The following is an 11,017-nucleotide window of genomic DNA, read 5'->3' as shown; positions in this document are numbered from 1 at the left end:
TGGTTATGGAAGACGCTCCATTCGTGTATGTGGGTTCGTTTCTCATATCCATCGAATGGGGTGGCTGGGAAGCTGCGAGACTCCCGCGGGAATGGATTGGCTGGCGAGACCCCGCAGTGCGAAGCACGAGGAGGCTTGCCGCCATCCCCGCAGGAAAGCGAGTAGCTTCCCAGCCCCCCCTGACTCCCAATACGGCGAACGAACCCCAGAATATCTCGAATTCAAGTCTTACACAATCCTGCCATATTCTTTAAGATAAGGCGTGGATTTGATGGGGAGGAAATGGGTATTCGCACAGGGACGGCCTCTTCGACATACGTTGTAGAATGAGGAGGTAGAAAATGAATAGAAATAATTTTCTTGCCGTAGATGTCGGAAACAGCTGGTACAAAGCGTTGGTATCAGACCAAGGAGAAATGTTTGATTATCAGATGCCGAACGCGATTGCCTTGTTTGATGAGGGATTTTACGAAAAACCTTATGATGAAGAGGATGTGGAGCTTGAGGAAAATTTGATCGTTGAAATCAAAAGCCCTTCCATCCAGGATCGACGTGAGATTTTTTATATCGGAAAGTCAGCGATGCAGCAGAAAAACGTCAGCTTAACATCATTCAATAATCAAAAGGTTGACGAAGAGCGCACCTACATTCTTCTTTTTGCTACTGCTGCATACCATGCCTTATTGACCAACCCTGGTGAAGAGGATTTCCAGTTCACGATCGACCAGTTGGCCGTATCGTTACCCACAACTCAATACAAAGAAAAGAAGGATATCTTCAAACAGCGTTTGATTGGAAATCATACGGTCATTTTTCATAAAGTGCCTGGGACAAGAGAACCGAAGGAAGTGGCGGTCAAAATACAAATTGAGGATGTTATCGTAGGAGCGGAAGGCGCTCTTGCCTACTTAGCTTTGACGAGGGACCAGGAGACGCTTATGATCTCCGACGATTCACTCGTTAAGGATTCTTCTAAAGGCATTCTCATCGGAGATCTCGGCGGGGATTCGGTGGACTTTGTAGGGATCAAGAAGAATAAACCGGTCGCATCTGTCGAAGGCGAGCCATTCGGCATCAATCAATTCCTCGACCATATCATACAAAAAGTAAGTAAAAATGAAATGTACAGTTTCAATTCACGTTCGGAGCTTGAAGAAAAACTCGTGGCCGGTCAGTCCGAATGGTACGTTGAACCCTTTGCAGGAGTAAGAAAAGATATTAGTAAATACATCACCCCACAGCTGCGTTTGATGGCGATCAAGTACCTCGAACATTTTGACAGAGTGAGAAGCCGTTCCAATGAAATCAAGGGTGCATCCCGATATATTGCGGTCGGCGGAGCCGCTGAAATCGCTGAAAAACAAATTAAAGAAGCAGCCGTGAAATGGAATGAGCGCGGCCGTCCGATTGAATTGCTTTTCCCTGAGAACATGTCGCAATTGAATGTCCAGGGATTGATGATTCTTGCTAAGATGCAGTGGATCAGCAAAAACAAAGAATATACGGACGATTATGCTTATACCAAAAGTTAGAGGGTGAAGGAATGTCAAACGTATATCACGATTATTTTAAACAAACCGTGCTTACGATCCCCGATTCCTTCATTGATGTAAAAACAGGGGACCAACACTCTGTCCCCCCTGAAATTATAGAGGAAATTGCCTATCACTCAGAAAATAACACCCTGAATCATTTGATATTCTCTGCCTTGAACCACTACTTTCACAAAGCGGCTGCTTCTCAGCAAGAGGGTACGGATGGGGTTTTATCTGAATTGCTTGAAATAAAGAGGTTGCTTGCGGCAGGTTCTTATCAGAAGGAATGTGCTCCATCCTCCATCAAAAAACCACCTGTTTCACAGGAGGTGAACATCCAGGAAATTGAGGATCTGTTAGAAGCTTTCGGTGGGTAAGCACGTATGTACAGAAGGTAGGCTCATTTAGGCTACCTTCTTTTCTTTTGCCGGTGTATACGCATAGGAAAGGTCAATCGATGTTTCGCCATGTCAGATTCAGTAATGTTTTACAAGTGAACAGCTGGCAGGCAGGTAATCGCACAAAAACATGATAAATCCACAGTAATGCAAATGCCAGTGCCTACAAGATCATCCAGATCCTTATGATCCAGTTGATGACAGGCGGAACCGTGTTTGCTGTGGCAATGTTTCGGGTGTTTATCTTTCAGATCTGATTTAAATTCAAGAAGTTCAAGGACTGCACAATCTTTGTTTAATTCTTTTATTTTAAAAATGTGAGTATGGATACACTTGATTTTCTCTTTCTTAGAGTGACAGGAATATGTGGCTACTCCTGTGCCTTTGAAGGGTTCACATCCGCAATACAAAAGAAAAGGAATCGTGTTTTTCTTCACACGTTTTTCTCCGATCAAATCATTGATCGACTGCTGGCACGACGTGTGACAATCATCCTTCTTCGCTTTCTTCTGTGCAAAAAGAATGGCTTCCAATACTTCTTCTACGCAGTTTTTATAATGTTTCATTTTATGGTGTTTATCTTTTTTTCCACAGCATCCATCTTTATGGTCGTGATCATAGTCATAATCATACGCTCGATAACTCATTTTTTTCACTCCTTAATGATTCAGTTACCGTATTATACGTGTGGAGACGATTTTCGTTTGATGTGTGCGCCCACCGCAGGGGAATTTTCTTCACCCTTCAGGGGAATAGAATCCCCAAAGGTTCCCGCACCCTACCAAGGTCCCAGTGTAGGACTTTTTCATTATGAGCGTATCGTACCTTGGTTCACCTCTTTCCTTCACTTATACTGAGAATAATAGAAAAGAAAGGTCAGTGATTTTCATGCTTTACGTACGGCAGGTTGAAGACATTATTAAGGATACACTGCTTGAACATCAACTGGACATCAATTATGAAATCAATAATAAACTTCCAGCACCCATGAGCTATAATGTATCCACGAATACAGTGAATTTTAACTATCTACAAATCAACGGATATATGGGTAAAATAAAAGTAAATGAACCCGAAGAGAACGTTGTGAAAATCATCCTCTATCATGAAATCGGCTACTATCTCACATTCAAAAAACATAAACACGATTTGCGCACACTCATGTACGGAGGAGATGAGGAGATTGAAGAACTGAAGGCCGTCATTGAAACCAATGCTTGGAACTATGGACGTGCATTAGTCCCCGAACATTTGGTAGAAACTTATGATCTCGTTCGGGAAAAGGACGAGCGTCTTCTGCAAGGATTAAAATAAAAATTCCTTTATTCTACAAATTATCCTTGAAACTGGAAGGTCATCGCATCGATCTTGTAGAAATAGTTATACAGTCACTGCATGATTAGGCTTAATAAAAAAGGAAGGTGAATGGCATGTTCAAGAATCGTTTATTCAAGAATGTTCTATTCCGATGGATGCCACATAAAGAGCAAAGCATTTGTGAAAAAAGATTGGTCAAAGTGGTCAAACGCCTGAAGGTTGAGAATTTCAATTTTAATTGGGACCGTAACAGTTGTTTTGTGGAGTTTACATATCAAGGGGAGAGCTATCGTCTCGAGCATTCCGTTGATAAAGCCAAAGAGAAAGGCATTATTTTAAGGAATGGTTTGGATTGCTTGAACGAATTGACACAGTCACTCGAAGATTTGGGATTGATTATCGACCGTGGCATGTACGACTTCGACACTTGGATTGCCGGCATGAAACAGTCACCTTCCGTTGAGGAACCGCCTGAAGTGCAGGATGAGTTTCAGCTCAAGTATAAATCTCTGGGAAAACAAGCGGAGGAAACGATTGCGCTTAAACCGGAAACTTCTTTTAAAAAATACGAAGACAGCCATCCATCTTCGAAACGGACGCAAATCAAATAAAAGAATGACCTGCCTCTTAATCTAAGGAGCAGGTCATTTTTTATTAATCTTTTTCTTGCCGATGTACATCCACATCGCTAGATAACTCGAAAAAAGCAGGATCAAAAACATGGGGACAGATAACACATCACGTATGATCACGGCTGCATGACATCCTTTCTATTTTAAACTGTCCAAGGGAAACGGAAAGAATACGTGGAAAAGGACAACAATGGGCAGAGATACAAGAAGCCCCCGCACAGGGTTTCTGTAATGAAGATAAAGGACGAGGAATAATACGGCATTCAACGGAATGTTAAGCCAGTTGTTCCACCCATGATCATATACGTACATTCCTTTTAGAGAAAACAACCATTCTATTACCGTATAAAACGCGATCCAAACCGTGATATAGATGAATTGGTTGCTCCGGGTTTTGGGAAAGCGCTGCAAATAGATAATTAAGCCGATCGGGCAGATGAAAAAAGTGAAAGCCATGTTGATGATGGAATGGTTCAGCCACTCCATCGTCACCCCGCGGAATGCCCAGAGAGTGTGATTGTAATAAAGGAAATTATAGGTCATGTTCACAGCAATAAAAAACAGGATCGTCGGGTATTGCTTCCCTACCTGCTTCCAATAAACAAATCGATAGGCAAAAAGAATCCATACCACTATGACTAATAATAAATACATTTCCCACCACTCCATGAAATCAATTATCCCCATTCTGCACCCACCCATTCACCTTTATACCTGCGTAATCAATTCCCAAAAATAGCCACACCAGGTCATCCAATATCTGGATGACCTGGTGTGGCAAATAATGTAAAAAATGTACAAAAAAACGCCTGCTTCGTTTTCGCTTGGGAGCGCTGGGAAGCAGGCGTTTGTTAAGGGTGTTTCACCTTAGAGAATATTCTTAATAGGCAAGTGCGAATAGTCCCTTGATGTGGGATAGGTAACGCACGTTACTTGCTTCTTTCATGACAGAAGCCGGAAGACCTTTCAATGGTGTCTGATTGGCACCGATGAAAGCTACCGCGTCTTTACGGCCAAGGCTTGCAAGTGTACCTGAGTTGACAGGTTCAAACTCTTCAAAGCTCTTGTCTTCAAGGTAGGCATATAGGTTATAACCGACGGTCTCACCCATTTGCCAAGCGATTTGTGCTGTCGGTGGTTGTGGACGTTCATCACCTGGTTTGAAATAAACCGCACTGTCACCGACAACAAATACGTCTTTGTGGGATACAGACTGAAGATAATTGTTTACAGACGCACGTCCGCGATTCACTTCAATACCGGATTCACCGACAAGTGGGTTTCCAGCAACTCCACCCGTCCAGACGAACGTATTGGCTGTCAGCTTACGGCCGTCTTTCAACTCGAGGATGTTTCCTTCCACATTTGTGACAGGAAGTTCTGTCAGGAATTCTACGCCACGTTTTTCAAGGCTTTTCGTTGCTCTTTCGATCAAGTGATCAGGAAGCATCGGCAAAATTTTCGGCATGGCCTCTACGAGTGTCAACTTAATTTCATCAGGGTTAACACCATATTTTTTAGCCATTGCTGGTGTTTCATCAGCCAATTCACCGACAAGCTCGACACCAGTCAAGCCACCGCCGCCGATGACGATGTGGGCATCTGCCTCGTTATTCGTCGCTGCATAATCACGAATGCGAGCTTCCACGTGTTCACGGATTTTATTTGCATCTTCCGCAGATTTAAGGACCATGCTGTGTTCCTGCAGTCCAGGGATGCCGAAGTAGTTCGTTACACTACCTAGTGCCACGACCAAAGCATCATAGAACAGTTCAGAGCCATCTTCTAGTGAGATCTTTTTGTCATTGACAGAAAAGGACTCAATGGTCGCAACCTTAAGGTTGATGTCTTTTCCTTTCAATAACTTCTCAAGAGGAAGCGCTGCCGCCTGCTCAGTAATGTTTCCTGCTGCCAAACGGTGCAATTCTGTAATGATTTGGTGTGTCGGGGTTTTGTTAATGATTGTGACGTTCGCTTCAGAAGCGTCCATGTATTGGCGCACAGACAAAGCGGCAAGAAGCCCGCCATAACCGCCGCCTAGAATGACGATTTCTTTTGACATGTTGATTCCTCCATTTCCTACTCTTTGTGATTGCGTTCAGCGGATACTTTTAAGTATGCGTTAACGAAACGGAACATTTTTTGAGCTTGAGGGTCTTTCAACATCTTCATCAAGCCGAATAGTCCGATAACTTCTGAGCTGCTTTCCGCATGATCTTTCGCTTCGATTGCGTTCTGCGTTACTTCTTTCACGGAATGTTTGAGAGGCTCAGCCACTTCTGACATGAACTCAACCGTGTCTTTTTTCAGAACTTCATCCGTCGCAAGCGATTGAACGGTGTCGTAGGAGCTTGAAAGAATCTTCACCAATTCGGTAAGCTTCGGAAGCTCTTTCACAAGAACAGTCAAAGATTCCTGTACTTCAGGTTCCAGTAGTTGGTCGAGCAGTTCACGCTCGTCACGAGCAACGTTTGTCTGCCCGTCTTTTTCTGTTGTGAATGAATCTGCCATATCCACTTCTCCTTTTTTGAGCCCGGGGCTCATTTTTATAAGTAAATAACTAGTACAAGCAACGAAAGCTCCACCTGTTATAAAACAGTAAGAGTGCCATTTTATAGCTAACGTTACTAGAGTAAAATATAATCTTGTGAAGCACAACACATTCTTACAAAATAAACGCTTTCAATCATGATTTTTTTATAATCCCCGTTCTTTTTACAGCATTTTCAATCAAAAAGACGGATTTATCGCTCTTATTATCATTCGCTAAAGATATTTTCTCATTCTAGAATATACCTATTTTATATGAGGAAAGGTTCTCCATACGAGGAGAAGGCTAACCATGAATCCGATTAGCCCCCTCCTCCAATCCATATTACGGTAGATCGTTACCAGCAGCTCGGTAAAGCTCGTACCATTCTTCTCTAGATAAGACAATATGAGAAGCTTTGGCAATGTTCTGCATTCGCTGCGTATTCATTGTGCCAACGACAGGTTGAATGTTAGCCGGGTGACGCAGAATCCAGGCAATTGCGATGGCAGAATCCGTCACCTCATACTTTTCAGCAAGTTCCTGAAGCTTGGCATTCACCTCTGGGAAAGCGTCATTGCCTACAAAAGGACCTTCGATCATTCCGTGCTGGAATGGCGACCATGCTTGAATGGTCATATCATTCAGTCGACAATACTCCAAGACATTGCTGTCCCTGACGATGGCCGGATCGTTCTGCATGTTCACATTGAATCCAGCATCAATCATCGGTGTATGGACGAGGCTGAGTTGCAGCTGGTTGACGATCAAACTTTCTCCCACATACTTCTTCAAGAGTTCCATTTGCATCGGGTTTTGGTTACTCACACCAAAGTAACGAACCTTTCCGCTTTCTTTCAGTGCTGCGAACGCTTCCGCTACTTCTTCCGGCTCCATCAAAGCATCTGGACGGTGCAGCAATAAACTATCCACATACTCTGTATTCAACCGCTTCAGACTTCCGTCCACTGACTCCAAAATATGCTCTTTAGAAAAATCAAAGAACCCTTTACGAATGCCGCACTTCGTTTGAAGCTTGATGTCCTCACGTGACACGCCGGTCGTTTTCAGTGCTTCAGCAAATACAGACTCCGATTCTCCTTTTCCATAGATATCGGCGTGATCAAATAAGTCGACCCCATTCTCGACCGCATTTGTGATCACTTCCGATGCCTCCTTCGTGCTCAGTTCACTCATTCTCATACAGCCGAGTGAAATCTCCCCGACCTCTAAATCACTTTTCCCTAATTGAATTTTCTTCACATTGCTTCCACCTTTCTTTCCCTACCTATCCTTATCCTATCACTTTCCCTCAAAATCGTAAGGAATAACGCTTACAATAAAAGGAGTACCAGGTCATCCAGATTCTGGATGACCTGGTACTCCTTTTATTTCCATTTCCCCCTATTCCCTTATATAATCCAAGTATAGAGAAGCATTTCAGAGGAGGAACTTTGAATGGAGAACATGGAAACACTGAACCAATCGAATTTCAAAAAAGGCGCGTATCCTTTTTACGAAGAGCTTCGAGAAGATCAACCGATTTTTCCAATGAACAGTAACGGAACGAATCACTCCTGGATGATTACGAAATATGATCACGTGAAAGAGCTTTTGAAATCATCCAGTTTCATTAAAGACCAAAGCAAATTATTCTCTTCTGCTTCTAAAGACACCGAACAAGACGACTTCAACATCTTCCAAAACATGATGCTGGACGTCGACCCACCTGACCATACACGCCTGCGCAAACTTGTCCAACCTTACTTCAATCCTAAAACCATTAAGCAGCTGGAACCAAGAATCCGTGAAATTGCGGATGATCTATTAAACCAAATGAAACAAAAAGAAACGACGGTCGACTTAATTGATGATTACGCTTTTCCACTGCCCATTATCGTCATCAGTGAGATGCTCGGGGTCCCCGCAGAGGACCGGGATAAATTCAGACAATGGTCCAACACCATCGTCTCTGCCTCCAACGAAATGGACCCTGACTTCATGGATGATGTAGAAGCTTTTACTACATATCTGACAGAGCTTTTTGAACAACGAAAAGCAGAACCTCAGGATGACTTGGTTTCCCACCTCATCCAAACTGAAGAAGACGGGGAGCAGCTGACAAGGAATGAGCTCTACTCTATGATCGTCCTTTTGATCATCGCCGGCCACGAAACGACGGTCAATTTGATCGGGAACACCATGTTTGCCCTGTTTGAACATCCTGACCAATTTGAAAAAGTAAAAGATGATTCTACTCTCATTCCTGGTGCGATCGAAGAAGGACTTCGCTATTACAGCCCTGTCGATTTTTCGACTGCTCGCTGGGCAGATGAGGACATGGATTTCCACGGCCAGCTTATCCGTCGTGGGGATTTCATTGTCGCCTCGATCAGTTCAGCCAACCGTGATGAAGAAAAGTTTGAACGTGCCTCTCAGTTTGATATTACGAGAGAAAGAAATGCTCATGTTGCATTCGGGTTCGGGAGCCACTTTTGTCTCGGCGCCCCTCTCGCCCGCCTGGAAGGGAAAATTGCGCTGGAAAAATTACTAACGACGTTCCCGGATATCGATCTGAACCGCGATGTAAACCCACCCGAATGGCGTTCCGTCTTCCTTTTAAGAGGCCTGGATTCCCTTCCTGTTTCTTTGTGAACAAATAACAGCCACTTGATGAACGCATCAAGTGGCTGTTATTTTTTTCTGAATCCATATAAAATGGTGAGCACAAGCAGTAGTCCCGCAAGAATAAAAGCGGAGTTTACAACAAGAGGCACATCGTTGCCCTGATTTTTCACCCCGATGCCGATAAACGCCCAGACAAAAACGAGCGGATACACCCAGTCATCCTGGCTTTTCATAAAGTAAATAGCAAGCAGTGTGCCCACAATCATCAACAATATCGTCCATACAGAGGCGGAAATTCCGAATCCATCCCAGCCGATGTAGGTTAAATAGTAGCTGATGTTCGCGATGGTGGCGACACTGATCCAACCGAGATAAATAGAAAACGGAAGACGATCGAAAAAAGAAGCCTCATTTTTCTGTAAGGTCTGATATAAACGGATCAAGGTGAGCAACAATCCAAACATCACCAAGACCGATATTCCGAAAAATTCATAGTGCCACATAAAGATCCAGAGACTATTCAGCAGGCTGCTTAAGACGAAGAGACCACTTGTCTCTTGATAGATGGGCAGGTCCCGTCTACTTTTCGGAAACTGTCGAATCACCCAGATCCCTAGTAAAATGTAAATGAGCCCCCATATACTGAACACATACCCTGCAGGAGTGAATAAAACGTTCAGACGGTTGGATATTTCACCTGTCGTCTGACCATTCAAGGGCAAAGCATTAGCAAGTCCATTCACAGTGACGACAAGAATGAACGCCAGAACGTTCATAATCCACTTCCCCATAAAAATCCCTCCTCTATACTCCGATTGATACATAGTATTCCTTTTCATGCTCTGTTAAAACACCTTCCCCCACATCCACAGTAAAACTCTTCTCCCATTTTCAGGTTATGCAAATCCAATTTAAGGGAACAGTATAAAGGGTAATTTTTCACACTACGAAAAAGGAGTGGAAAACATGAACAACAAGCAATTTGAAAAAATGAAGAACGGAAATGGATTTATCGCTGCACTTGACCAAAGCGGTGGAAGCACACCGAAAGCGTTAGCCGCTTATGGCGTACCGGAGGATTCCTATTCAGGTGAGGATGAGATGTTCGACCTTGTCCACCAAATGCGGACAAGGATCATCACCTCCCCTTCTTTCGATGCCGACCATATCCTCGGTGCCATTCTATTTGAGCAAACGATGGACCGGGAAATCGAGGGTCAATATACAGCCGATTATTTAGCCAGCAAAGGGGTCGTCCCTTTCCTTAAAGTCGACAAAGGGCTTGCGGAAAAAGAAAACGGCGTGCAGCTCATGAAACCGATTGATGATCTTGATGAAACATTACGCCGTGCCAATGAACGTAACATTTTCGGCACAAAGATGCGCTCCGTCATCCATGAGCCAAATCCTAGCGGGATCAAAGAAGTCGTTCAACAACAGTTCGACATTGGAAAAAGAATCATCGCTTCTGACCTTGTACCGATCATCGAACCAGAAGTCGATATTCACAGCAGTGACAAAGAAAAATGCGAGGAACTTCTCCGAGATGAGATATTGAAACACTTAAATGAATTATCAGAAGAGGAGAACGTCATGCTGAAGCTTACGATCCCTACTCAGCCGAACGCATACAAAGAACTCGTCGATCATCCCCGAGTCGTTCGTGTCGTTGCCCTTTCCGGTGGTTATTCCCGTGAAGAAGCGAACGAAAAGCTTAAGGAAAACGATGGCGTGATCGCAAGTTTCTCCCGCGCCCTGGCTGCAGACTTGAATGCCAATCAGTCTAATGAGGAATTCGACGCAGAACTGAAGAAAGCTGTAGATTCCATCTATGATGCTTCGGTTAATAAAAAATAGAGAACAAAAAAGGTGCGATCCAATGATCGCACCTTTTTATATTATTTATTTCTTAATAGTCTCATACTGTTGAGAATAACAAGTAAAGCTGCCCCTGTATCACTTAACACAGCCATCCAT

At 43.6% G+C, this 11,017-nt stretch carries 12 protein-coding genes; 6 read left to right on the top strand and 6 right to left on the bottom strand.

Annotated elements, in window-relative coordinates:
• The first annotated feature begins 341 nt into the window (after positions 1-341).
• Together DYE48_RS20720 and DYE48_RS20715 are read left to right on the top strand one after the other, a co-directional pair.
• Complete coding sequence (locus DYE48_RS20720) at positions 342-1,532, top strand: ParM/StbA family protein (RefSeq protein WP_115825200.1); 1,191 nt, start codon at positions 342-344, stop codon at positions 1,530-1,532.
• Between the two features lie 11 nt (positions 1,533-1,543).
• The gene (locus DYE48_RS20715; RefSeq protein ID WP_115825199.1) at positions 1,544-1,912 is read left to right on the top strand and encodes a dehydrogenase; all 369 of its coding nucleotides are present in this window, start codon (positions 1,544-1,546) and stop codon (positions 1,910-1,912) included.
• Between the two features lie 110 nt (positions 1,913-2,022).
• On the opposite strand, the gene DYE48_RS20710 is transcribed toward DYE48_RS20715, so the two are convergent.
• Entirely contained in the window at positions 2,023-2,580 is a 558-nt protein-coding gene (locus tag DYE48_RS20710; RefSeq protein WP_244199498.1) for a CotY/CotZ family spore coat protein, read from the bottom strand.
• Positions 2,581-2,743: 163 nt separating this feature from the next.
• Between DYE48_RS20710 and DYE48_RS20705 the strand changes: the two genes are divergently transcribed.
• The gene (locus DYE48_RS20705; protein ID WP_341865628.1) at positions 2,744-3,247 is read left to right on the top strand and encodes a hypothetical protein; all 504 of its coding nucleotides are present in this window, start codon (positions 2,744-2,746) and stop codon (positions 3,245-3,247) included.
• A gap of 116 nt (positions 3,248-3,363) precedes the next feature.
• Complete coding sequence (locus DYE48_RS20700; RefSeq protein ID WP_115825198.1) at positions 3,364-3,861, top strand: hypothetical protein; 498 nt, start codon at positions 3,364-3,366, stop codon at positions 3,859-3,861.
• 159 nt (positions 3,862-4,020) lie between these two features.
• Here the strand turns inward: DYE48_RS20700 and DYE48_RS20695 are convergent, their stop codons facing one another.
• The 4 genes from DYE48_RS20695 to DYE48_RS20680 form a co-directional block, all read right to left on the bottom strand.
• Positions 4,021-4,569, bottom strand: a complete 549-nt coding sequence (locus tag DYE48_RS20695; RefSeq protein ID WP_115825197.1) for a CBO0543 family protein — start codon at positions 4,567-4,569, stop codon at positions 4,021-4,023.
• 193 nt (positions 4,570-4,762) lie between these two features.
• Positions 4,763-5,944 carry an NAD(P)/FAD-dependent oxidoreductase gene (locus DYE48_RS20690; RefSeq protein WP_115825196.1) on the bottom strand — a complete coding sequence of 394 codons (1,182 nt, stop codon included), beginning with the start codon at positions 5,942-5,944 and terminating at the stop codon, positions 4,763-4,765.
• Between the two features lie 17 nt (positions 5,945-5,961).
• On the bottom strand, positions 5,962-6,393 hold the full coding sequence (locus tag DYE48_RS20685; protein WP_089651572.1) for a helical membrane plugin domain-containing protein: 432 nt from the start codon (positions 6,391-6,393) through the stop codon (positions 5,962-5,964).
• Between the two features lie 364 nt (positions 6,394-6,757).
• Positions 6,758-7,675: an aldo/keto reductase gene (locus DYE48_RS20680; protein WP_115825195.1), complete on the bottom strand. Its 918-nt coding sequence runs from the start codon at positions 7,673-7,675 to the stop codon at positions 6,758-6,760.
• A 195-nt stretch (positions 7,676-7,870) separates the two neighbouring features.
• On the opposite strand from DYE48_RS20680, the gene DYE48_RS20675 reads away from it, so the two are divergent.
• Positions 7,871-9,067, top strand: coding sequence for a cytochrome P450 family protein (locus DYE48_RS20675; RefSeq protein WP_115825194.1), 1,197 nt, complete (start codon positions 7,871-7,873; stop codon positions 9,065-9,067).
• A gap of 38 nt (positions 9,068-9,105) precedes the next feature.
• Here the strand turns inward: DYE48_RS20675 and DYE48_RS20670 are convergent, their stop codons facing one another.
• Positions 9,106-9,831 (bottom strand): TspO/MBR family protein, encoded by a 726-nt coding sequence (locus tag DYE48_RS20670; RefSeq protein WP_115825193.1) that lies wholly within the window; start codon positions 9,829-9,831, stop codon positions 9,106-9,108.
• A 175-nt stretch (positions 9,832-10,006) separates the two neighbouring features.
• On the opposite strand from DYE48_RS20670, the gene DYE48_RS20665 reads away from it, so the two are divergent.
• Entirely contained in the window at positions 10,007-10,897 is an 891-nt protein-coding gene (locus DYE48_RS20665) for a fructose bisphosphate aldolase (RefSeq protein WP_115825192.1), read from the top strand.
• The last annotated feature ends 120 nt before the right edge of the window (positions 10,898-11,017 follow it).

This window comes from Halobacillus trueperi (assembly GCF_003386945.1).
Taxonomy (GTDB): Bacteria; Bacillota; Bacilli; order Bacillales; family Halobacillaceae; genus Halobacillus; species Halobacillus aidingensis.
This window is presented reverse-complemented; position numbering and strand designations above follow the sequence as displayed.

Coding starts and splice junctions, on each gene's coding strand:
- DYE48_RS20720 (WP_115825200.1), top strand. CDS start 342: ATGAATAGAAATAATTTTCTTGCCGTAGATGTCGGAAACAGCTGGTAC.
- DYE48_RS20715 (WP_115825199.1), top strand. CDS start 1,544: ATGTCAAACGTATATCACGATTATTTTAAACAAACCGTGCTTACGATC.
- DYE48_RS20710 (WP_244199498.1), bottom strand. CDS start 2,580: ATGAGTTATCGAGCGTATGATTATGACTATGATCACGACCATAAAGAT.
- DYE48_RS20705 (WP_341865628.1), top strand. CDS start 2,744: ATGAGCGTATCGTACCTTGGTTCACCTCTTTCCTTCACTTATACTGAG.
- DYE48_RS20700 (WP_115825198.1), top strand. CDS start 3,364: ATGTTCAAGAATCGTTTATTCAAGAATGTTCTATTCCGATGGATGCCA.
- DYE48_RS20695 (WP_115825197.1), bottom strand. CDS start 4,569: ATGGGGATAATTGATTTCATGGAGTGGTGGGAAATGTATTTATTATTA.
- DYE48_RS20690 (WP_115825196.1), bottom strand. CDS start 5,944: ATGTCAAAAGAAATCGTCATTCTAGGCGGCGGTTATGGCGGGCTTCTT.
- DYE48_RS20685 (WP_089651572.1), bottom strand. CDS start 6,393: ATGGCAGATTCATTCACAACAGAAAAAGACGGGCAGACAAACGTTGCT.
- DYE48_RS20675 (WP_115825194.1), top strand. CDS start 7,871: ATGGAGAACATGGAAACACTGAACCAATCGAATTTCAAAAAAGGCGCG.
- DYE48_RS20670 (WP_115825193.1), bottom strand. CDS start 9,831: ATGGGGAAGTGGATTATGAACGTTCTGGCGTTCATTCTTGTCGTCACT.
- DYE48_RS20665 (WP_115825192.1), top strand. CDS start 10,007: ATGAACAACAAGCAATTTGAAAAAATGAAGAACGGAAATGGATTTATC.